General features: G+C 68.8%; 15 protein-coding genes and 1 riboswitch. Of the genes, 6 read left to right on the forward strand and 9 right to left on the reverse strand.

The features are described 5' to 3' along the window. The 4 genes from V7Z54_RS01750 to V7Z54_RS01765 all read left to right on the forward strand — a co-directional run. Positions 1-2,951 (forward strand): UvrD-helicase domain-containing protein (locus V7Z54_RS01750; protein WP_334133905.1); only part of this gene is annotated, 2,951 nt, incomplete at its 5' end. Next, positions 2,948-5,056 carry an exodeoxyribonuclease V subunit alpha gene (gene recD / locus V7Z54_RS01755; protein WP_334133907.1) on the forward strand — a complete coding sequence of 703 codons (2,109 nt, stop codon included), beginning with the start codon at positions 2,948-2,950 and terminating at the stop codon, positions 5,054-5,056. The genes V7Z54_RS01750 and recD, both read left to right, overlap by 4 nt. A gap of 38 nt (positions 5,057-5,094) precedes the next feature. Then, positions 5,095-5,913, forward strand: coding sequence for a proteasome-type protease (locus V7Z54_RS01760; protein WP_334133909.1), 819 nt, complete (start codon positions 5,095-5,097; stop codon positions 5,911-5,913). 5 nt (positions 5,914-5,918) lie between these two features. Then, complete coding sequence (locus tag V7Z54_RS01765) at positions 5,919-6,797, forward strand: alpha/beta hydrolase (protein ID WP_334133910.1); 879 nt, start codon at positions 5,919-5,921, stop codon at positions 6,795-6,797. On the opposite strand, the gene V7Z54_RS01770 is transcribed toward V7Z54_RS01765, so the two are convergent. Continuing rightward, positions 6,760-7,590, reverse strand: coding sequence for an undecaprenyl-diphosphate phosphatase (locus tag V7Z54_RS01770; RefSeq protein ID WP_334133947.1), 831 nt, complete (start codon positions 7,588-7,590; stop codon positions 6,760-6,762). The two genes, V7Z54_RS01765 and V7Z54_RS01770, sit on opposite strands and share 38 nt — an antisense overlap. Before the next feature lie 210 nt (positions 7,591-7,800). Continuing rightward, positions 7,801-8,103, reverse strand: coding sequence for a hypothetical protein (locus tag V7Z54_RS01775; protein ID WP_334133912.1), 303 nt, complete (start codon positions 8,101-8,103; stop codon positions 7,801-7,803). A gap of 271 nt (positions 8,104-8,374) precedes the next feature. Between V7Z54_RS01775 and V7Z54_RS01780 the strand changes: the two genes are divergently transcribed. Next, a complete protein-coding gene (locus V7Z54_RS01780; protein ID WP_334133913.1) occupies positions 8,375-10,438 on the forward strand; it encodes a glutamine--tRNA ligase in 2,064 nt (687 codons plus the stop codon). Positions 10,439-10,833: 395 nt separating this feature from the next. Here V7Z54_RS01780 and thiC read toward each other — a convergent pair whose 3' ends face one another. From thiC to katG, 3 genes are all read right to left on the reverse strand, one after another. Further along, positions 10,834-12,762 (reverse strand): phosphomethylpyrimidine synthase ThiC, encoded by a 1,929-nt coding sequence (thiC, locus tag V7Z54_RS01785; protein ID WP_334133914.1) that lies wholly within the window; start codon positions 12,760-12,762, stop codon positions 10,834-10,836. 111 nt (positions 12,763-12,873) lie between these two features. After that, positions 12,874-12,980, reverse strand: a riboswitch (TPP riboswitch). Between the two features lie 16 nt (positions 12,981-12,996). Further along, the gene (locus V7Z54_RS01790) at positions 12,997-14,361 is read right to left on the reverse strand and encodes a diguanylate cyclase domain-containing protein (protein ID WP_334133916.1); all 1,365 of its coding nucleotides are present in this window, start codon (positions 14,359-14,361) and stop codon (positions 12,997-12,999) included. Between the two features lie 249 nt (positions 14,362-14,610). After that, the gene (gene katG / locus V7Z54_RS01795) at positions 14,611-16,794 is read right to left on the reverse strand and encodes a catalase/peroxidase HPI (protein ID WP_334133917.1); all 2,184 of its coding nucleotides are present in this window, start codon (positions 16,792-16,794) and stop codon (positions 14,611-14,613) included. Positions 16,795-17,061: 267 nt separating this feature from the next. Here katG and V7Z54_RS01800 point away from each other — a divergent pair, with 267 nt between their 5' ends. After that, positions 17,062-17,679, forward strand: coding sequence for an NnrU family protein (locus tag V7Z54_RS01800; protein WP_334133918.1), 618 nt, complete (start codon positions 17,062-17,064; stop codon positions 17,677-17,679). A gap of 22 nt (positions 17,680-17,701) precedes the next feature. Here the strand turns inward: V7Z54_RS01800 and V7Z54_RS01805 are convergent, their stop codons facing one another. The 4 genes from V7Z54_RS01805 to V7Z54_RS01820 are packed head-to-tail and all read right to left on the reverse strand — an operon-like array spanning position 17,702 to position 22,201. Continuing rightward, positions 17,702-18,892: an MFS transporter gene (locus tag V7Z54_RS01805; RefSeq protein WP_334133919.1), complete on the reverse strand. Its 1,191-nt coding sequence runs from the start codon at positions 18,890-18,892 to the stop codon at positions 17,702-17,704. Further along, positions 18,889-20,004, reverse strand: coding sequence for a chorismate synthase (aroC, locus tag V7Z54_RS01810; protein ID WP_334133921.1), 1,116 nt, complete (start codon positions 20,002-20,004; stop codon positions 18,889-18,891). Before aroC ends, V7Z54_RS01805 begins: the two co-directional genes overlap by 4 nt. Positions 20,005-20,012: 8 nt before the next feature. Then, on the reverse strand, positions 20,013-21,713 hold the full coding sequence (locus V7Z54_RS01815; protein ID WP_334133923.1) for a Na/Pi cotransporter family protein: 1,701 nt from the start codon (positions 21,711-21,713) through the stop codon (positions 20,013-20,015). Further along, positions 21,710-22,201 carry a CBS domain-containing protein gene (locus tag V7Z54_RS01820; protein WP_334133924.1) on the reverse strand — a complete coding sequence of 164 codons (492 nt, stop codon included), beginning with the start codon at positions 22,199-22,201 and terminating at the stop codon, positions 21,710-21,712. Before V7Z54_RS01820 ends, V7Z54_RS01815 begins: the two co-directional genes overlap by 4 nt. Between the last annotated feature and the right edge of the window lie 36 nt (positions 22,202-22,237).

The raw sequence follows: 22,237 nt of genomic DNA on the forward strand, positions 1-22,237 counted from the left end.
TGTGGGATACCGTGCCCGCTGTGCTGCAAGTCACCGCCAACCTGCCGCGCATCGAAGCCGCGCTGCTGCGCCACGCCGCGGTGTGGGTGCAGCAGCGCATCGACACCCTGCTGGCCGAACGCGACGCCACCGACTTCGATGGCCTGCTACAGCGGCTGGCCGACGCCCTCGATGCTCCCGGCGGCGACGCGCTGGCACAGCAGCTGCGTGCGCGCCTGCCCGCCGCGCTGGTGGATGAATTCCAGGACACCGACCCTGTGCAGCTGCGCATCCTCGACCGTATCTACGGTCTGGACAGCCGCGCCGACTCGCATGCTCTGATCCTGATCGGTGACCCCAAACAGGCCATCTACGCCTTCCGGCACGCCGACATCCACAGCTATCTGCAGGCGCGCCGCGCCTGCGCTGGCCGCCTGTGGCGGCTCGATACGAACTGGCGCTCTAGCACCGCGCTGGTGAAGGCCGTCAATGCCCTGTTCCAGCAGGCCGAAGACCGCGGGCCGCCCGGCGCCTTCCGCTTCGGCCACGCCACCGACAACCCGGTACCCTTTGAGCCCGCGCGCGCGCAGGGGCGCAGCGACCGTTGGCAGCGCCGCGACGGCACCACCGCGCTGCCCGCGCTCACGCTGGCACACGTGCGCCCCGCCGACGCCAGGGGTTGGAGCCAGGAGCGCTTGGGCACGGCCATGGCCGAGGTGTGCGCGCAGGCGGTGGCACACTGGCTGCTGCAGGCCGACGCGGGCGAACGCGGTTTTTTTGAACCGGCGGCTGAGCGCTGGCGGCCACTGCGTCCCGGCGACATCGCGATACTGGTCAACACCCGCCACGAAGCGGACGCGCTACAGGCAGCGCTGCAGGCGCGGGGTGTAGCCAGTGTTTTTTTGTCCGAGCGCGAATCGGTGTACGCCAGCGATGAAGCCGAGACTTTGCAACGATGGTTGCACGCCTGCGTCCACCCGCGCGACCCGGCTGCTGTACGGGCGGCACTGTCTGCTCCCACCATGGGTCTGAGCCCGGCAGAGCTGCACACCTGGTTTGAAGACGAGGCCCGGTGGGAGGCAACGCTGGAGCGCTTCGAGCGCTATCACCGCTGGCTGCACGAGCGCGGCGTGCTACCGGCGGTGCGTGCCCTGCTGCACGACTTCGACGTCGCGCACCGGCTGCTGTCCCCGCACGCGGCCATGCCCGACGGCGAACGCCGCCTGACCAATCTGCTGCACCTGGCCGAATTGCTGCAACAGGCCAGCTCGCAGCTGAGCGGCCCGCAGGCGCTGCTGCGCCACCTGCGTGCCGCGCGCGCCGCCGCCGACGCCGGCACGTCTGTCGCGGCCGACGAGATCACCAGTCCACTGCTGCGCCTGGACAGCGAACGCGAATGCGTGCGCCTGGTGACCGTGCACAAGTCCAAAGGACTCGAATATCCGGTGGTGTTCTATCCGTTTGCCATGGCCGCCCGCCCCCTCGGCAGCGGCCAGCGCAAGCCGTTGGTGGCAGCGTGGCACGACGACGAGGGTCGGGTGCACGCCACCCTGGCCGACGAGACAGGCGAGCGCTGGCTGTCGGCGCTGGCGCGCGCCGACGAGGAGCGGCTGGCCGAGGACGTGCGGCGCTTTTATGTCGCCGTCACGCGCGCGCGCCACGCCCTTTGGTTGGGTGTGGCGGTGACCGACCGCCTGGGACGCAGCGCCCTGGGGCATCTGCTGGGCCTGCCCAATGGCGCCGACGACGGCGCCCTGCACGCTGCGCTGCAGCGCCTAGCCCAACAGCGGCCAGCGGACATCGTCGTCGAGACACCCGCCGCAGATGCCCCGCCGCTGCGCTGGACCGCTGCAGCGGCGGCAAACACCGCCGTGCCGGGCCCAGCACGACGTGCGCCGCCGCGCACGCAGCCGCGCTGGTGGACGGCCAGCTACAGCGCGCTGTTGGATAGCGTCGCGGCGGATCACCCGTCCGCACCAGCCCACCATCCCGACCCCGCGGACGCCACCGGGGAGGGAGTCCAGGACACTTGGCTGGCGGAATGGCACATCGCAGCTCACTCCGCGGCAGATAGGCTGGCCGGTGAAACACCCGCAGCCGAGCTGCCTGGCGCGGGCATGCCTGCACCCGTGTCTCAGCATTGCGGTTCGATGGCAACTGAAATCCTGGCCGCAGACCCTGCCGCGCATTCGTCCAACTCCCTCTATGGGGCCGCCGCTGCGCCCGCTGCTTGGCACCGCTGGCCAGCGGGCGCAGCTGCCGGCAGCGTGTTGCATACGATGTTGGAACAATGCGCCCGCCGCGGCTGGCACGCGCCCGATGCCCTGCCGCTGTACGACATGGCCGCCACCGTGCTGCGCGACAGTGCCGAGCCCTGGGCGCGCGATGTCCGCAGCGCCGCCGACCTGGCGGCGTGGGCCGCAGCCATCGTGCGCACCCCGCTGCCGTGGCCGGGCGCCGCGTCGGCGCCGCTGGCGGCCGTGGCGCGCGTGCAGCCCGAGCTGGAGTTCTGGCTGGGGCTGCCCAGCGCGTCAGCGCGTGACATCGACGCCTGGGTGTGCGACGCCGTGCCGCTGCACCACCCGCGCCCGCCGGTGCGCGACGTCACACTACACGGACTGCTCAAGGGCTTCATCGATCTGGTGGTGGAACACGACGGGCGCTACTACGTGCTCGACCACAAGTCCAACCGCCTGGGCAATGACAACTGCGCCTATGCGCCGCCCGCGCTGGCCGCTGCCGTGGCCGCGCACCGCTACGACCTGCAGGCCGTGCTGTACCTGCTGGCGCTGCACCGCCTGCTGCGCCAACGGCTGCCTGGCTACCGTCCCAGCCACCATCTGGGTGGGGCGCTGGTGGTGTTCTGGCGCGGCGTAGCACACCCCAGTGCCGGCGCCTGGACACTGCCCGCCCCGCTGGCGTTGATCGAGCAGCTCGACACCCGGCTTACCCCTGGGGAGGCGTGTGCATGACCCGCACGACCCCGCCCCTGGTACTGGCAGGCACCCCGCCCCATACACCCCATCACACGGACGCGCCGCCCGCCTCTGAACCCACCGCGCTGCACGACACCTGGCTGCAACGCGGGCTGGACAGCGGCGAACTGCGACCCGCCGACGTCGCCTTCGCGCGCTGGCTGGCTGCCCAGTCAGAGCGCGTGCCCGCCCGGGTGGTGGTGGCGGCCGCGTGCCTGAGCCGCCACGTCGCCGACGGCCATGTCTGCCTGCCGCTGGAGCCGTCGGCGCTTAGCGGCGGCCCGTGTCGGCGCTGGCTGCTGCAGCAGCTCGGCGACGACCACGGCCAACTCGACCATGGTGACCTCATCGGTGATGGCTCTACCCCAACCCCGTTGGTGCGGGCCGGCCGGCGCCTATATCTGTGGCGCCACTGGCACAGCGAGCAGGCGGTAGCGCGCGCGCTGGCCGAGCGTCTGCGCCCCACCGGGGCCGAGCCGCCCATCGCCCCAACCCCAGAAACACTGCGGCCGTGGATCGAAGCGCTGTTTGCCACGGACCCGCACGCCCCGCCCGGCCCCGACTGGCAGGCGCTGGCCGTGGCGCTGGCGGTGCGCCAGCGTCTGGCGGTCATCACCGGCGGCCCGGGTACCGGCAAAACCACCACCGTGGTGCGGCTACTGACGGTGCTGCAGGGGCTGCGGCTGGCAGCCGGACATCGCCCGTGGCGCATCGGGCTGGCGGCGCCCACCGGCAAAGCCGCGGCGCGGCTGGCGCAGTCGGTGTCTGGCGCACTGCAGCACCTGCCCTGGTCTGCGCTGCCACTGCCCCCCGCGCTGGCGGCTGCGCTACGCGCCAGCCTACCCACCGAAGCCACCACCGTGCATCGCCTCATCGGCCGCCACGGCGATGGCACGCGCACGCGACACGACGCCGACCACCCGCTGTGGCTGGATGTGCTGGTCATCGACGAGGCCTCGATGCTGGATCTGGAACTGCTGCACGCGGTGCTGCAGGCGCTGCCTGCCGACACCCGGCTCATCCTGCTCGGAGACCGGGACCAGCTGGCTTCGGTGGAAGCTGGGGCCGTGCTGGCGCAGCTGTGCGAGCGCGCGCGCGACGGCCACTACCCACCCGCCGTGGCCAACTGGCTGGCCCGCGCCACCGGCCACACGCTGTCCGCCGCGCTGTGCGACCGCGACGGCACCGCTCTTGACGCCGCCGTCGTCATGCTGCGCCACAGCCGCCGTTTCGGTGGGGGCAGCGGCATCGGCCGCTGGGCGACTGCCGTCAACGAGGGCGACGCCGCCGCCGTCGCCGAGCTAGCGCGCAGCACGTTGCCCGACGTGCGGCTGGCGCTGGGGTCGGCCAGCCAGACTGACAGCCTCGACAGCGCCCCCGACAGCGCGATCCCGTGGGACGAGGTGGTACACGCGTGGCGCGCGCTGCTGCAGGCGGTGCAGGCGGGCCCGCACGGCACGGGGGCCTTTGACGGCGACGCCGCCACGCGCGACGCCTGGGCACGCAACCTGCTGCAGCGCCACGCGTCGTTTCAGATCCTGTGCGCACTGCGCGACGGCCCATGGGGCGTGCAGGGGCTCAACCAGCGCGTGGTACGCGCCCTGCAGCGCGCCAGCGTCCTGGACGCACACCTGGGCGGCCCCGACGCCTGGTTTGCCGGGCGTCCGGTGCTGGTCACCCGCAACGCACCGGCGCAGGGACTGATGAACGGCGACCTGGGCCTGGTGCTGCCGTGGACGGCCAGCGGCGACGGTGGCCGCCTGCGCTGGCGCATAGCCTTTCCCGCGCCCGAACTGCCGGGTGGTGTGCGCTGGGCGCTGCCGGCCCAGCTCGACGCGCTGCAGACCGCCTTCGCCATGACCGTGCACAAAGCGCAGGGCTCGGAGTTCGATCACGTCTGGCTGGCGCTGCCGGCCCACGCCGACAGTCCCATCCTGACGCGTGAGCTGCTCTACACCGGCATCACGCGTGCGCGCCAGCGCTTGACCCTGGTGGTCCCCGCCGGGCTGCCGGCGCTGCTGCAAGCGTGCCAGCAGCGTGCCGAGCGTGCCGGTGGGCTGCGCGAGGCCCTGCTGGCTGCCCTGACCGATAATCCGGCGTGATCAGCGAACGACCGTTCACCTCTGTCCCACCGTCCGACATGACCTACTGCGTCGCCGTCAAACTCAAGGCAGGCATGGTGTTTCTGTCCGACTCTCGCACCAATGCGGGGTTGGACCAAATCAGCACCTTCCGCAAAACCATCGTCTACGAACAGCCGGGCGAGCGCTTCATGGTGCTGCTGTCGGCTGGCAATCTCAGCATCTCGCAGTCGATCCGCGAACTGCTACAGACCGAGCAGCTGCACGACCCCGCGCTGTCCGAACCGATCACGATCTGGAACGCGCGCAGCATGTTCGACGCCGCGCGGGTGCTGGGGGCCACGGTGCGCCGCGTCTACGAGCGCGACGGTGAGGCCCTGCGCCGCAGCGGCATCGACTTCAACGCCAGCCTCATCTTCGGCGGTCAGATCCGCGGCGAGCCGATGCGCCTGTTCCAGGTCTACTCCCCGGGCAACTTCATCGAGGCCACCGCCGAGACGCCGTTCTTCCAGATCGGCGAAAGCAAATACGGCAAGCCGGTGCTCGACCGCGTCATCACCCCCGACACGCCGCTGGACGACGCTACCAAATGCCTGCTGATCTCGATGGATTCGACCCTGAAATCCAATCTGTCGGTGGGGCTGCCCCTCGATCTGGTGGTGTATGAAGCCAACCGCCTCAGCAGCGACCGCATCGTCTGCATCGACGAGCACAACCGCTACTTCCAGACCCTGCGCAGTGCCTGGGGCCGCAAGCTGCGCGAAGCGTTCGACCAGCTCGATACGCCCCAGTGGCACGCGGGCGGCGCGCTCACCGCCGTCAGCCCGCAGCACGCCGCGCTGCGTAAGATCACCGCGCCCAGCGACCGCCTGCTGTAGACGCCATGACCACATCCCGCCCCTGCATCGTCTTCTCGCACGCCAACAGCTTCCCCGCGGGCACCTATGGCGTGCTGTTTGACGCGCTGCGCCAACGCGGCTACACCGTCAAGGCGCTGGAGCGCTTTGGCCACGACCCGCGCTATCCCGTCACCAGCAACTGGCCGCATCTGGTGCGCCAGCTCGCTGACTTCGTCAGCGCACACGTACAGCCACACGACACCCCCCTGTTCCTGGTCGGGCACTCGCTGGGCGGCTTCCTGAGCCTGATGTGTGCCGCCCAACACCCCGCACTGGCCAACCAGGCGGTACAAGGCGTGGTCATGCTCGACTCGCCGGTGCTGGGCGGCTGGAAAGCGCGTGCGCTGGCCGCCGCTAAGCACACGCGCCTCATCGGGGCGCTGTCACCGGGCCAAGTCAGCCGCAAGCGCCGCAACCGCTGGGCCAGCGCCGACGAGGCGCTGGCACACTTTCGCCACAAGCGCGCGTTTGCGCGCTGGGACCCACGGGTGCTGGTCGACTACATCGCCCACGGTACCCACGACGAAATCACCCCCAGCGGCGTGCAGCGTGTGCTCACTTTCGACCGCGACGTGGAGACCGCCATCTACAACACGCTGCCGCACAACCTCGACCGACTGCTGCGCCGTCACCCGCTGCGCTGCCCGGTGGCCTTCATCGGCGGCACCCAGTCTGAAGAAATGCGTCGCGTGGGCTTGCACATGACACACAAGCTGTGCGGACGCACGCCGTCGCCGCGCCTGCAATTCCTGGACGGCACACACCTCTTTCCGATGGAACATCCCGAGGCCACCGCCGACGCCATCGACCGCGCACTGCGTCACTTCATGGCGTCCAGTGCACCCAGCCCATCCCACCCGTGAGCAGCACCACGCCGCCAAAGGCGATGCGGTACCACGCAAACGGCACGAAGGTGTGCGTGGCGACGTAGCGCAGCAGCCATTTGACGCTGACCCAAGCGGCCAGGAACGACACTACCAGCCCAACCGCGAAAAACGGCACATCTGCCGCCGACAGCAGCGCGCGGTGCTTGTACAGGTCGTAGGCTGCGGCGCCCAACAGCATCGGAATCGCCAAGAAGAAACTGAACTCGGTAGCCACCCGACGCGACAGGCCCAGCGCCATGCCGCCGATGATGGTGGCCCCGGAGCGGCTGACGCCCGGCACCAGCGCCAGGCACTGGATCAGCCCCACGCCCAGCGCGTGGGGCCAGCGCAGCGCGTCCACGTCGTCCAGCGCCGACCGTCCCGCCCGCGCATACCAGCGCTCTACCGCCAGCATCGCCAGCCCCCCGGCGATGAACCCTGCAGCCACCACCCACGCGTTAAACAGCCACGCCTTGATGGGGCCAATGAACAGAAACCCCGCCAGTGCCGCCGGGAAAAAGCCCAACAGCACGTGGGCCGTAAAACGCTGGGCCGTGCGCTCACGCGGCAAGCCGCGCAGCGTCGCCAGCAGCCGCTGCCAGTACAGCCCCACGATGGCCAGGATGGCGCCGGTCTGGATCACCACCTCGAACACCTTGGTGCGCTCATCGGGTAAATCCAGCAACGCCGCAGCCAAAACCAGGTGCCCGGTGGAGGAAATGGGCAAAAATTCGGTCAGACCCTCGACCAGCCCCATCAGGGCCGCCTTGAGCAGCAGGGTGAAGTCCATAAAGAAGGGCAGCGAGCGCAAAAGCATCAAGTGTAGCGGGCACCATCACCCCCCGCTTCGCCACCGGGCACCACGGACGCGTCCGCGGGTCACAGACGACTATGAACGCTCACCCCACAGGGGCCGGCCATGCTCACACACGAAGCCGCCCACACTCGGGTACAACGAGCAGCCTGAGCCCCACCCAGCCGCCAGACGCGCCCTAGCGCATCAGCGCCAGCTGCGGCCACCGTCGTGGGGGTACCAACCGCCCTCCCACTGTACCCGGTGTTCCTGCCACCCGCGGTGGTGGTGCCGATGCTTCGGCTTGAGGAGCCCCGGCGGTACCGCATAGCCATAGACCGGGGCAACGCCCACGGCAGGCGGTGCCATCACCACCGGAGGTGCCATGACGACACGCGCCGGCGGCGACACCATCACCGGCGGGGGCACCACCACGGTCGGCAGCGGGGCCACCACCACCGGCGGCGTGTTGCCCACCCGCACCGATACCCCCGGCTGGTGTATCCCCACGGACCAATACACGTCGGTTGCGTGCGCGGTACCGGCAAACCCCAAAACGGCGGCTGCCACAGCGGCGGCCGCAGTCCGGCGCAACCGCCTCGTGCGTGTGGCCGCGCTTTGAGCACCCGGGCGACTCGTCCATAGCGTCCATCGTGTCATCGCTTCGCTCCTCGATCGTGCGCTGCACGTCTTCATTGGAGCGCAAAGCCGGGGCGCCGGGGGTTGCGCGACTGTGACGTATGTTGCCAGTTGTAACGTCGCGCGCCCCTAAAATCGCCGCATGAGCGATTCGGCCAGCGGCGCGACAGGCGCCCCCTCTACCCAGCACTTCTTGCGACACATCATCGAACGCGACCTGGCCAGTGGGCGGCTGGAGGGCCGCCGCTGGGGCGGCTCGCCTGGTGACGGCACGCACCACGCGCGCGGCGTACCCGATCCGGCGCGCATCCGCACCCGCTTTCCTCCCGAGCCCAACGGCTACCTGCACATCGGCCACGCCAAAAGTATCTGGATCAACTTCGGCTTGGCGCAGGAATACGGTGGCGTGTGCCACATGCGCTTCGACGACACCAACCCCGAAAAGGAGGAGCAGGAGTACGTCGATGCCATTTTGGATGCCGTGCGCTGGCTGGGCTGGAGCTGGGAAGCCCACGGCACCAGTCACTTGTACTACGCCAGCGACTACTTCGACTTCATGTACCGCGCGGCCGAGTATCTGATCGAGACGGGCCACGCCTACGTGGACGAGCAGACGCCCGAGCAGATGCGCGCCAACCGCGGCACGCTCACCGAGCCTGGCGTCGATAGCCCCTACCGCAACCGCCCAGCCGCGCAAAGCCTAGCGCGGTTTCGTGAGATGCGGGCTGGCCAGCATCCCGAAGGCGCCATGGTGCTGCGCGCCAAGATCGACATGGCCTCGCCCAACATCAACCTGCGCGACCCGACAATCTACCGGATCAAGCACGCTGCGCACCACAACACCGGCAACACGTGGTGCATTTACCCCATGTACACCTTCGCGCACCCCATCGAGGACGCGCTGGAAAACATCACGCACAGCATCTGCACGCTGGAGTTCGAGGACCAGCGTCCGTTCTACGACTGGTTGCTGGAGCGCATCGTGCCCATCCTGCGCGCGCCGCAGTTTGCGCGCGCGCGCCAGCGCATCGAAGCCCTGCGTACCCAGGGGCTGGAGGCGGGCAAAGAATTTGCGCTGCGCTGCCACAACGCCGCGGCCAAGCTGGGGATCAACACCGACGCCGAGCGCCGCATGGCCGCGCTGTTTGCGCGCTGGGAGCACGACCGCGACGCCGTGCTGCGCGACCTGCCTGATTTTTTCGAGCTGCTGCTGGGCGAGCTGCACCAGTTCACGCCGCTGCTGGCGCAGGCCCTCACCGCCTACGATCCCGAGCCGTTTGGCTTGCCCCACCAGTACGAGTTTGCGCGCCTGAACCTCACCTACGTCATCACCAGCAAGCGCAAACTCAAGGCGCTGGTGGACGAAGGCATCGTCAGTGGCTGGGACGACCCGCGCTTGCCCACTTTGGTGGGCTTGCGTCGGCGCGGTTACACCCCCGAGGCGATCCGGCTGTTTTGTGAGCGCACCGGCGTCAGCAAAGCCCCGGGCTGGATCGACTACAGCAACCTGGAAATCGCACTGCGCGACGACCTCGAAGGCCAGGCGGCGCGTGCCATGGCCGTGCTCGACCCGCTGCCGCTGATCCTGACCAACTGGGCCGAAGTGTTTGGCAGTGACAGCCACCGCGAGCCGTGCAGCGCCCCGGTGCATCCACACCACCCGGATTGGGGCCAGCGCCGCTTCACCCTCGGCCCGCGCGTGTGGATCGAGCGTGACGACTTCATGGAGCAGCCCATCAAGGGCTACTTCCGGCTGTTTCCCGGCAACCGGGTACGCCTGAAATACGGCTACGTCATCGAATGCACCGGCTGCGAAAAAGACGCCGCGGGACAGGTGACGGCGGTGCTGGCGCGCGTGGTGCCCGACACCAAGAGCGGCACGCCCGGTGCGGATGCGGTCAAGGTCAAGGGCGTCATCACCTGGGTCGGCGCGCACGAGGCGCTGCCGGCCGAGATCCGCCTGTACGACCGCCTGTTCACCGACCCCCAGCCCGACGCCGCCGGGCGCGACTTCCGCACCGTGCTCAACCCCGACAGCCTGCGCGTGGTCAACGGCTATGTCGAACCATCCCTGCAGGGGCTGGCCGCCGAGACGCGCGTGCAGTTCGAGCGTCACGGCTACTTCGTGGCCGACCGCGTCGATCACCAGCCACAGCGGCCGGTGTTCAACCGCATCGCCAGCCTCAAGGACAGCTGGGGCAAGTGAGCCGTCGCCACGTCGCCCTTGGCGCGGCCACGGGCGCGCGCGGGCTCAGCGCAACCGGCGCCGCATCGGTGCGGCAGCGCCGGGCGGGCGCGGCTCGAGGTGGCGAATCTCGGGCACGCTGTCCGACCGCATGCGGCGCAACGAGCCCTGAATCGTGGCGGGCTAAGGGCTGGCCGGCGTGGCGCGGCCCCTGTTAGCGCTGATGACGGTGTGGTCGGCCCCGTTGGCGCTGCGCTTTGCCGACCGCGTCGGCAAAGGGCTGCGCAGTGCACCGCGCGACGCGCTGCTGGCGGCCAGTATCGACCCAGCGCAGCGGGGTCTGGCCTTTGACTTGCAGCAGCCACGTGCGCCGCCGCAGCGGCTGCGCTGCTGCCGTAGGCAGTGCGCTGCGCCGCTCAGGCGCGCGTCAACGGCACATAAAGGTTGCCGCCACCACGGCGAAACGCCTCGGCCTGCTGCGCCAAGCCGTGCTGCAGCGCCTCGGCCTCGCCCAGGCCCTGCCGCGCTGCGTACTCGCGCACGTCTTGCGTAATCTTCATGCTGCAAAAGTGGGGCCCGCACATCGAGCAGAAATGCGCCACCTTGGCCGACGCTTTGGGTAGCGTCTCGTCGTGAAATTCGCGTGCCTTGTCCGGGTCCAGGCTCAGGTTGAACTGATCCTCCCAACGGAATTCGAACCGCGCCTTCGAAAGCGCATTGTCGCGAATCTGTGCGCCCGGATGCCCCTTGGCCAAGTCGGCCGCGTGCGCCGCCAACTTATAGGTAACGATACCTTCCTTGACATCGTGCTTGTTCGGCAGCCCCAGATGCTCCTTGGGCGTGACATAGCACAGCATGGCGGTGCCGTACCAGCCGATCTGCGCCGCGCCGATGGCGCTGGTGATGTGGTCGTAGCCGGGCGCGATGTCGGTCGTCAGCGGCCCCAGGGTGTAGAACGGCGCCTCGTGGCACCACTGCAGCTCTTTGTCCATGTTGTCCTGGATGAGCTGCATGGGCACGTGTCCGGGGCCTTCGATCATCACCTGCACATCGTGCTTCCAGGCGATTTGCGTCAGCTCGCCCAGCGTCCTGAGCTCGGCCAGCTGCGCCTCATCGTTGGCGTCGTAGATGGAGCCCGGGCGCAGCCCATCCCCCAGGCTGAAGGCCACGTCGTAGGCCTTCATGATTTCGCAGATGTCTTCGAAGTGGGTATAGAGAAAGTTTTCCTGGTGGTGGGCCAAACACCACTTGGCGATGATGGAGCCGCCGCGGCTGACGATGCCGGTGAGCCGGTTGGCGGTCAGCGGCACGTAGGCCAGCCGCACCCCGGCGTGGATGGTGAAGTAATCGACACCCTGCTCAGCCTGCTCGATGAGCGTGTCGCGGAAGATCTCCCACGTCAGCTCCTCGGCCTTGCCGCCGACTTTTTCCAGCGCCTGGTAGATGGGCACGGTGCCAATCGGCGCCGGGCTGTTGCGGATGATCCACTCACGCGTCTCATGGATGTGGCGTCCGGTGGACAAATCCATGACGGTATCCGCTCCCCAGCGGATGGCCCAGGTGAGCTTGTCCACCTCCTCTTGAATCGAAGAGGTCACGGCGCTGTTGCCGATGTTGGCGTTGACTTTGACCAGGAAGTGGCGGCCGATGATCATCGGCTCGCTTTCAGGGTGGTTGATGTTGGCCGGGATGATGGCGCGACCGCGCGCCACTTCGTCGCGCACAAATTCGGGCGTAATCTCCTCAGGAATGCGAGCACCAAACGGCTGCCCCGGGTGCTGGCGCGCCAGCATGGCCGCCATCTTTTGGCCGGTGGGGCCGGCGGCGCGCAGCGACTCCAGATACTCGCGCCGGCGCAGGTTTTCGCGGATGGCGATGAACTCCATCTCGGGCGTGACGATACCGCGGCGCGCGTAGTGCATCTGGGTGACATTGGCCCCCGGCTTGGCGCGGCGCGGCTGGCGCTTCAGACCCGGAAAGCGCAGCGCCGCCAGCGTTGCGTCGGCCGCCCGAATGCGGCCGTAGGCGCTACTGAAGTCAGACAACACTTCGGTGTCGCCGCGCTCCTCGATCCAGCGCTGGCGCAGTGCTGGCAGACCCTGCCGGATGTCGATGCGCGCCTCAGGGTCGGTGTAAGGCCCCGAGGTGTCATACACGAAGATGGGCGGGTTAGGCTCGGCGCCCAAGGCCGCTGGCGTGTCGCTCTGGCGGATTTCGCGCATCGGCACGCGGATGTCGGGGCGCGAACCGGTCACGTAAATCTTGCGCGAGTTGGGGAACGGCTGAACGGCGGCGGCGTCGACCTGCGCGGTGGTCGCCTGGAAGCGTTCGGCGGGGGCGTTCATGGGGACAGTCTCCTTCGGTGCGAGGTGGGGGGATGCTCCGAAGGGTGCCGCCGCCGTGGCGGGGCCGCGCCCGCCCTGCCCGCCAACGCCGCGCGCCAGCTGCCGCAGGGGGGGGGACGCTCACGCTCTCCTTCCGCCGGTATGAACCGGATCAAGTTCGCGGGTTCGGCCGACTGGCCGTCTCAGCCCACCGCAGGTGGACACCCCGGAGCGCCCGCATTCTAGCGTGCCCATTCACGGCCGCGTGATGCGCCCTTCCGAAGGGGGGGGGGGAGACCGCAGTGACCAGCGCTCGATCACGAAAGCGCCCTTGCCCAGCTTTTTGGCGCGGTACATCAGCGCATCGGCATGCCCCAGCAAATCGGCCAAGGGGCAGTAGCCGCGAAACAACAGCGCGCCGATACTGGCGCTGATGGCCCCCGCCCCCTCTCCACCCTCTCCATCCAGCCCGTGCGATGACTTTAGCCGGCGCAGCATGTCGCGGCTGGCCCGCTGCGCCACGCCACGCGCCTCGCGCTCGCTGGTGCCCGCGTCCTCCAACAGCGCAACGAACTCGTCGCCCGCAAGGCGCCCCACCGGGTCGCTTTCGCGGACTACGGCGCGCAGGGCCTGCGCCACACGCACCAACACCGCATCGCCCGCCGCGTGACCGTAGGTATCGTTGACGCGCTTGAAGTCGTCCAGATCGACGAACAACAGCACCGACCAAGCGGGCTGGCGCTGCTGACGCAGCAGCGCTTGCTCGATACGGTCCAACAACAGGCGGCGGTTGGGCAGCCCGGTGAGCGGATCGTAAAACGCCCATGCGCTGAGCTGCGCCTCACGCTGCTTAAGTTCGGTGATGTCGCGCACGATGGCCACGCAGCGCGGTTTGTCGCCGGACGGCACCGTTTTGCGCGCCAGCGACAGCTCGAACCAGCGCAACTGGCCATCAGGCAGCTGCAGACGGTAGCGATGCCCATGAGTGTGGCCGTGCTCGAGTGCCTCGCGCAACGCCGCCTGGGCCACCGACAGCACCTCGGGCGGCAGCAACTCGTTCTGCCGACGACCAATCACCGCACGGGGTGGGCGCAACAACAGCTCAGGCCGCGGTGCGTGTGCCGCGTGAAAGACCCCGTCGGCATCGATCTCGAACATCAGGTCCGGCAGCGCACGCAGCGTGGCGTCGAGCTCGGCGCGCGCGTCCCGCAGCGACAGCTCAAGACGCTTGCGGGCCGTAATGTCCACCGCGACCCCGACGTAGCCCGCAAACTGCCCGGCAGGGTTGCAGCGCGGCACACCGCTGATTGCCGTCCAGCGCTGCCCATCGTCCAGCGCCCATTGCAGTTCGAGGTCACGGAAAGGGACATGCCGCCACAGCCGCCGCATCTGCTGCCGTGCCCGCCGCCGGTCAGCGACGAACAACGGACTGTCCCACGGCCGCAGCCCGATCAGACGATCCACCCACATCGGTGTCGTTTCATCGCGCAGACTAACCACCTGTGTGATGCGCAGCTGCGTGTCAGCCGCCCACGCCCAGTCAGCCGCCAGGCTGAGCAGTTCGTGCGCCGGCGCAGGCAAGCTGGGCCCAACGCTGTCCGAAAGGGGAACCGAATTCACGGAGGATAGGTGCGGAGGATCATGCCAACGAGATAAATTTGGCAACCTAGCACCAGAACCCCATAGCTGTCTATCCCCCAAATGGGGGATAGACAGATGGCGCCCGTGGCCGTGCCGGGCAACCCGATACTCTCCACCAGATGGGGGTATCAGGGTCCGACAAGACCGCCATGACTTCGGTGACCTGGCCGGTGCCTGGCCCTGCTTCGGCCCGCGCCGGCGCTGCCCGCAGACAGGCCCGCGGTTGGGTCAGGCGCGCAGGTCGTAGCGATCCGCATTCATCACTTTCACCCACGCCGCCACAAAGTCGCGCACGAACTTCTCGCGGTTGTCGTCTTGCGCATAGACCTCGGCATAGGCGCGCAAAATCGAGTTGGAGCCGAACACCAGGTCCACGCGCGTAGCGGTCCAGCGCACGCGGCCGCTGGCACGCTCCACCACGTCGTAGCGGTTGTATCCCGTAGGCACCCAGCGGTAGGCCATATCGGTCAGGTGAACGAAAAAGTCGTTGCTGAGCACACCCACGCGGTCGGTAAACACGCCGTGCAGCGTGCCGCCATGATTGGTCCCCAGCACGCGCATGCCGCCCACCAGCACGGTCATCTCCACGGCGGTCAGGCCCAGGAGCTGCGCGCGGTCCAGCAGCAGCTCCTCCGGCTCGGCGGCGTAGCGCTGCTGGAGCCAGTTACGAAAACCATCGGCCAGCGGCTCCAGCACGGCAAACGAGGCGACATCCGTCTGCTCCTGGGTGGCGTCGCCGCGGCCGGGCGCAAAGGGCACGGTGATGTCCACGCCACCCGCGCGCGCGGCTTCCTCCACCGCCATGCTACCGGCCAGCACGATCACGTCCGCCACGCTAGCACCCGTTTGTGCCGCAATGCGCTCGTACACCGGCAGCACGCGCGCCAGCCGCTCGGGCTCGTTGCCCGGCCAGTCTTTCTGCGGGGCCAGCCGGATGCGCGCGCCGTTGGCGCCACCCCGGAAGTCCGAGCCGCGGAACGTGCGCGCGCTGTCCCACGCCACGCACACACGATCGGCAATCGACAACTGCGCCGCCTCGATCTGCGAGCGTACCGCGGCCACATCGTAGTCGCTGCGCCCGGCCGGAATCGGGTCCTGCCAGATGAGGTCTTCGGTGGGCGCCTCAGGTCCAATGTAGCGCGTGCGCGGCCCCAGATCGCGGTGCGTGAGTTTGAACCAGGCGCGCGCAAACACTTCGGAAAAATATTCGTGGTCGGCAGCAAAGCGCTCGCTGATGCGGCGGTAGATGGGGTCCATCTTCATCGCCATGTCCGCATCGGTCATGATGATGCGATGGTCGCGCCGCGTCGGGTCCTCCACGTCCACCGGCATGTCCTCGGGCTTGAGGCCGATCGGCTCCCACTGCCAGGCACCGGCCGGGCTTTTCTTCAGCTCCCACTCGTAGCCCAGCAGCAGCTTGAAGTAGCCGTTGTCCCAGCGCGTGGGGTACGTGGTCCACGCGCCTTCGATGCCGCTGGTGACAGTGTCGCGCCCGATGCCGCGCGTGGTGTGGTTCATCCACCCCAGGCCCTGCTCCTCGATAGGGGCGCCTTCGGGCGCGGGACCCAGGTTGGCCGCACTGCCGTTGCCGTGTGCCTTACCCACGGTGTGGCCACCGGCGGTCAGCGCCACCGTCTCCTCGTCGTTCATGCCCATGCGGGCGAAGGTTTCGCGCACGTGCTGGGCGGTGCGCAGCGGGTCGGGCTGGCCATTGACGCCTTCGGGGTTGACGTAGATCAGCCCCATTTGCACGGCGGCAAGGGGGTTTTCCAGCGTCTTGGCGTCGTCCAGTTGCGCATAACGCGCGCCACTGGGGGCCAGCCATTCGCGCTCGGAGCCCCAGTACACATCCTTTTCGGGGTGCCAGATGTCCTCACGCCCGAACGAAAAGCCATAGGTCTTCAGGCCCATGGTCTCGTAGGCCACGTTGCCGGCCAGAATCATCAGATCGGCCCAGCTGATGCGGTTGCCGTACTTCTTCTTGATGGGCCACAGCAGCCGACGCGCCTTGTCCAGATTGGCGTTGTCGGGCCAGGAATTGAGCGGGGCGAAGCGCTGGTTGCCGGCGTTGGCGCCACCGCGCCCGTCAGCCACCCGATATGAGCCCGCCGCGTGCCACGCCATACGGATGAACAGGCCGCCGTAGTGGCCCCAGTCGGCTGGCCACCAGGGCTGGCTGTCGGTCATCAGCGCCGCCAGGTCACGCTTGAGCGCAGCCACATCCAGTTTGCGCACCTCCTCGCGGTAGTTGAAGCCGGGCAGCGGATTGGTTTTGCTGTCGTGCTGGTGCAGGATGTCCAGGTTGAGGGCGTTGGGCCACCAGGCGGTGGGGTTGAGCGTTGGCTCGTTGCGGGTGACGGCCCCGTGCATCACGGGGCAGCGGCCGGCGGGTCGTTCGTGGGGAGCGTTCATGGCAAAACTCCTTGGCGTAAAGACATCGACTCAATCGATTTATCCAATCATTTGGCTAATATCGATTGCATTTGGAGTGTAGACCGTCCCGCGCCGGCACGGGGTCAAAAATCGCTATGGCTCACATAGCCAAGCCAAAACCTTTCCGGCCTGCCCTGGCGCTGCCTCCGTTGACGCGGGCTTGGACACAACTGCGCCCGCAACGCCACCACGCCGTCGCATCCCTCCCCTATCATGGGGGCACTGACTTCGCTGAAAGGATGTGCGATGCAATGGTTGGTGCTGGGACTGATCGTCTTTCTGGGCGTGCACTCGGTGCGCATCGTGGCCGATGACTGGCGCACGCAGACCATCGACCGCTGGGGACTGACCGCGTGGAAGGGGGTGTACTCGCTGTTGTCGCTGCTGGGGTTGGTGCTGATCGTGGTGGGCTACGATCTGGCGCGGCAGGCACCGGTGGTGCTGTGGAGCCCGCCGCTGGGCATGCGGCACGCCGCGTCGCTGCTGACGCTGCTGGCCTTCGTGCTGCTGGTGGCGGCTTACGTGCCGCGCAATGCCCTGAAGGCCCGCCTGGGCCACCCGATGGTACTGGCGGTCAAGCTGTGGGCGTTTGCGCACCTGCTGTCCAATGGCACACTGGCTGATCTGCTGCTGTTTGGCGGCTTTTTGGTGTGGGCCGTCTTCAACTACCGCAGCGCGCGCCGCCGCAATCGCGCAGAAGTCGAAGGCATGGACAACGAGGACGCACCCGCCGCGGCGGACGGTGGCGCGCCTTCCGCCTCGCTGACCGCAACCGTCGCCACGGTGGTGGTGGGGTTGGCGTCGTGGGCGGTGTTTGCATTTTGGGCGCACGCGGCGCTCATCGGCGTGCGGCCGTTTGGCTAAGCGGCGCCGTGTCGCGGCGCTTTCAGTCGCCCAGTCGGCGCACCACGCCAGCGGTGGCCGTGGCGGCTGCTGCCGCCCCCATGCCGGCCACGAACACGGCGCCCAGCCCCCAGCGGCTGCTGATCCAGCCACCCAGCGCGCCCGCCGCCACCCCGGAACAGCCGTAGCCGATCAGCGAGTACAGCGCTTGCCCGCGCGCGCGCAGCCGCCCCGGAAAATGGCGGTGAATGAGCGCGATGCACACGGTGTGGTGGGCGGCAAAGCCCAGCGCGTGCACCAGCTGCGCCAGCACCAGCAGCGGCAGCCACGCTGCGCCCCACGCGGTGGCGGCCATGCGCGCCACCGTCAGGGCCGAGGCCAGCACCAGCCACTGCCCCAGCGCCAGCCGTGGCAGCCAGCGTCCCTGGGTCAAGAACCAGGCGATTTCCACTACCACCGCCGTGGCCCACAGTGCACCGATCACCTGTTTGCTATACCCCAGCGCATCCAGATACAGCGAAAAAAAGATGTAGATGAAGATGTGCGCCAGCACGTGCAGAAACATCGACACGAAAAACCACGCCACCGCCGGCTGGCGCAGCACCGGCCACACGCGGCCGCCGACCGCTTCATGCGGGTGGGGCACCTCGCGCCAGCGGGGTATGGCCCACACCGACAGCAGCACCAGCACCAGGGTGGCGTTGGCCCAGAACGGAAAACTGCCCATGCCATAGCGCTCGAACCAGATGCCCGCCGCCAGCACGGTCAGCAAAAAACCCAGCGACCCCCACAGGCGCACGCGGCCGTAGCGGCGCGCGTCGAACGCCCCAGCGGCACTGACGGTGTGCGCCAGCACCGTCTCGGACAACGGCATCATGGCGCTGGTGTGGATGAACAGCAACCCCAGCACCAGCGGCAGCCACCACGGTGCCGGCTGCCACCACAGGCCCAGCGACAGCCCCAGGGCGGCGACCGCGCACAGGCGCAGCCAGCGCACCGGCTCGCCGCTGCGGTCGCTCAGCCACCCCCACAGGTAGGGCGCAAACAGGCGCGTGGCCGACTGCAGCGCGGTCAACAGCCCGATGGCCCACAACCCGTAGCCCAGCGACTGCAGCCACAGCGGCAAGTAGGGGTTGAAAAAGCCAATGTGCGCGAAGTAGCCCGCCGACAGCGCCGCAAACGGCCACAGCCCACGCCCATGCCGCGGCGCGCTGCCGATCGATGGCGTGCTCATGCACGCGCCGCGACGTCCGGGGCCTGGGCCGCCACCGGCCCCGGCGTCACCCGCACATCGCCGCACTGTGCGCGGTGGCGCAGCGCGTGGTCGATCAGCACCAGCGCCAGCAGCGCCTCGACGATCGGCACCGCGCGGATGCCCACGCACGGGTCGTGCCGCCCGCGGGTGACGACCTCGGTCGGCTCGCCCGCGGTGTTGATCGAGGGCCGGGGCACCAGGATCGAACTGGTGGGCTTGATGGCCAGCGTCACCACGATGTCCTGCCCGGTGCTGATGCCGCCCAGCACGCCACCGGCGTGGTTGGACAGAAACCCCTGCGGGGTGATGCCGTCGCCGTGCTCGCTGCCGCGCTGGGTCACACAAGCAAAGCCGTCGCCAAGCTCCACCCCCTTGACGGCGTTGAGCCCCATCATCGCGTGTGCGATGTCGGCATCCAGCCGGTCGTATATGGGTGCCCCCAGACCCGCCGGCACGCCCTGCGCCACCACCCGAACTTTGGCCCCCACCGAGTCTCCCGCTTTGCGAATCTCGCTCAGGTATGCCTCCAGCGCCGACACATCCGCCGCGGGCGCGAAGAACGGGTTGGCGTCCACATGCCCCCAGTCTTCGAACGGCACTTCGACGGTGCCGATTTGCAGCAGCGCCGCACGGATGACGGTGCCATACTGCTGGCGCAGCCACTTGCGCGCCACGGCTCCGGCGGCCACGGTGGGCGCCGTCAACCGCGCCGAGGAACGTCCACCCCCGCGCGGGTCGCGGATGCCGTACTTGTGCCAGTAGGTGTAGTCGGCGTGCCCGGGGCGGAAAGTCTGCGCGATGTCGCCGTAGTCCTTGCTGCGCTGGTCGGTGTTGGCAATCAGCAGCGCGATGGGCGTGCCGGTGGTACGGCCCTGATAGACGCCGCTGAGGATCTGCACCAGGTCGGCTTCCTGCCGCTGGGTGACAAATTTACTGCTGCCGGGGCGGCGGCGGTCGAGGTCGGGCTGGATGTCGGCCTCCGAGAGCTCCATCCCCGGCGGACAGCCGTCGATGACGCAGCCGATGGCCGGTCCGTGCGACTCGCCAAAATTGGTGACGCGAAACAAGGTGCCCAGGGTGTTGCCGCTCATGCGCGGCATTATCCCAAAGGGGGCGCCTCAAGCGCTTCACCCCGCTCTGTCGCCGCCCCTGCACCGCGCAGCGCCAGCGCCAGCTGCACGCCCTTGACGAGCTGCTGCAGACCGCGGCGCAGCGCACTGGCCGCGCGCAGCACAGCGTCCATGGCCTCGATGTCGAGTGCCCCTTGCGCCCCGGCGCGCAGCAGCGCGGCTTTGAGCACGGCGTACGCATCCTCGGCCTCGGTCAGCGCCAGCTGCAGCGCATCGGCCGTGGCGTGCGGTGCCTGGGTCTCGGCAATGACGGTTTGCGCACGGCGCCCAAAGGCTGCCAGCTCCAGCACCGGCAGGCCCGCTACGGCGCTGTCCCATGGCAGCAGGGCCTCGGCCGCTTCGTCGGCCTGCTCCACCGCCACTTCGGCATAGCGGGCAATGCGCAGCAACTGGGGCAGCCGGTCGGCCACGTCGCGCGACAGGGCGGCGCGCTGCAGCTCGACGACGAAAGCAGCCACCGCGCGCTGCAGGGCGTGGGCGACGGCCCGATCACGCGCCAGCGCCGCGCGCACCGCCTGCGGCTCGGCTGCCGAAGCGCCGGCTGCCGGTGTCGCCGCCCCCTGCCACAGCGGCAGCGCGAACACACCCGCCAGCGCCTGCGCGGCCTTCGCACGCAGGCGCTGCAGCTCGGCCAGCAACGCGTCCAGCGCCAACGTGGGCACCGCCAGCACCGTCGGGTCCAGGTGGCGCGGGCGCGCCTCGTCCTCTTCGGCGCTGCGAAAGCGTGCGCGCAACCAGGCGTCCAACCGAGCGGCCAGCGGCACCATCAGCAGCACACCCATGACGTTGAAACTGGTGTGAAACAGCGCCACCGTCAGCGCGGGCGACGGCGCAAGCCCCAGCCAGCCCTTGAAGTCTAAGATGGCCTGTACCAACCAAGGCAGCAGCCCCAGCGCAACGCCGCCGGTGAGCACATTGAACAGCACGTGGGCTGCTGCCGCGCGGCGTGCGTTGGCCGTCGCCCCCAGCGCGGCCAGCACGGCGGTGACGGTGGTGCCGATGTTGGCACCGATCACCACGGCTGCTGCGCCCTGCGCGGTGATCAGACCCGACTGCGCGGCACTCAGCGCCAACGTCAACGACGCGCTGGAGCTTTGCATCAGTACCGTCATCACCAGCCCGATGGCCAGCTGCGCCAGCACCACCAGCGCACCGCCTCCAGCGGGCAGCTCGATGTGTCGGGCTACACCGTCGAAGGCGTGTTTGAGCGCTTCGATGCCGAGAAACAGCAGTCCGAAGCCCGCTAGCGCCCATCCCAGCGCCCCGCGCCGCGTGCCAGCGCCGGTGACGCGCAGGATCACACCCACGCCCACCATCGGCAGCGCCAGCGCATCGATTTTGACGCCGAAGCCGAGCACCGCGACGATCCAGCCGGTCATCGTGGTGCCGACATTGGCGCCAAACAGCACCCACAGCGCCTGCCCCAGGGCCAGCAAACCGGCGTTGACGAAGCCGATGGTGGCCACCGTGACGGCGCTGGAGGACTGCACCAGCGCCGTCACCAGCACCCCTGCCAGCAGCCCACGCCAGCGCGTGCGCGTGGAGGCCGCCAGGATGCGCTCCAGCGCGGGACCGGCGGCCATGCGCAGGCCGTCGGTCATCAGTTCCATGCCCAGCAGGAACAGGCCGACGCCGCCCAGCAGGCCAACCAGGACGGTGGCGTCGATCACCGCGCCGCGCTGGCCGAGCCGGCGTCGGTGGCCGGCGCGGCGGCTGCGCCTTCCTCCTTGGGCCAGTCACGGATGTAGGCTTTGAGCATCTTATTCTCAAAGCTTTGCATCTCGACCACCGCTTTGGCCACGTCGTAGAAGCTGATCACGCCCATCAGCATGCGGTTGTCCATCACGGGCATGTAGCGCGTGTGGCGCTCCAGCATCATCGGCCGCACCGCGTCGAGCTCGGTTTCGGGCGTGCAGGTCATCGGGTGGTCGTCCATCACCGCGCGCACCGTCACATCGCCCACCGTGCCCCCGTTGCGCGCAATGCTGCCAATCACTTCACGGAAGGTGAGCATGCCCACCAGCTCGCCGTGCTCCATGACGGCCAGCGAGCCGATGTCGAACTGGGCCATCGTTTCGACGGCACGTTTGAGCGGCTCATCGGGTGACGCGGTGTAGAGCGTGCCGCCTTTGACGCGCAAGATGTCACGGACTTTCATGGTGGGCTGCCTCCAGTTGTCTCACGGCTACCATGC

Source organism: Tepidimonas sp., from assembly GCF_036824975.1.
In the GTDB taxonomy this organism is placed as follows: domain Bacteria; phylum Pseudomonadota; class Gammaproteobacteria; order Burkholderiales; family Burkholderiaceae_C; genus Tepidimonas.

Excerpts from the sequence above, each read along its gene's own strand:
- V7Z54_RS01770 (WP_334133947.1), bottom strand. The coding sequence starts at position 7,590 with ATGGACTTCACCCTGCTGCTCAAGGCGGCCCTGATGGGGCTGGTCGAG.
- katG (WP_334133917.1), bottom strand. The coding sequence starts at position 16,794 with ATGAACGCTCCCCACGAACGACCCGCCGGCCGCTGCCCCGTGATGCAC.
- V7Z54_RS01805 (WP_334133919.1), bottom strand. The coding sequence starts at position 18,892 with ATGAGCACGCCATCGATCGGCAGCGCGCCGCGGCATGGGCGTGGGCTG.
- V7Z54_RS01820 (WP_334133924.1), bottom strand. The coding sequence starts at position 22,201 with ATGAAAGTCCGTGACATCTTGCGCGTCAAAGGCGGCACGCTCTACACC.
- V7Z54_RS01800 (WP_334133918.1), top strand. The coding sequence starts at position 17,062 with ATGCAATGGTTGGTGCTGGGACTGATCGTCTTTCTGGGCGTGCACTCG.
- recD (WP_334133907.1), top strand. The coding sequence starts at position 2,948 with ATGACCCGCACGACCCCGCCCCTGGTACTGGCAGGCACCCCGCCCCAT.
- V7Z54_RS01780 (WP_334133913.1), top strand. The coding sequence starts at position 8,375 with ATGAGCGATTCGGCCAGCGGCGCGACAGGCGCCCCCTCTACCCAGCAC.
- aroC (WP_334133921.1), bottom strand. The coding sequence starts at position 20,004 with ATGAGCGGCAACACCCTGGGCACCTTGTTTCGCGTCACCAATTTTGGC.
- V7Z54_RS01760 (WP_334133909.1), top strand. The coding sequence starts at position 5,095 with ATGACCTACTGCGTCGCCGTCAAACTCAAGGCAGGCATGGTGTTTCTG.
- V7Z54_RS01765 (WP_334133910.1), top strand. The coding sequence starts at position 5,919 with ATGACCACATCCCGCCCCTGCATCGTCTTCTCGCACGCCAACAGCTTC.
- thiC (WP_334133914.1), bottom strand. The coding sequence starts at position 12,762 with ATGAACGCCCCCGCCGAACGCTTCCAGGCGACCACCGCGCAGGTCGAC.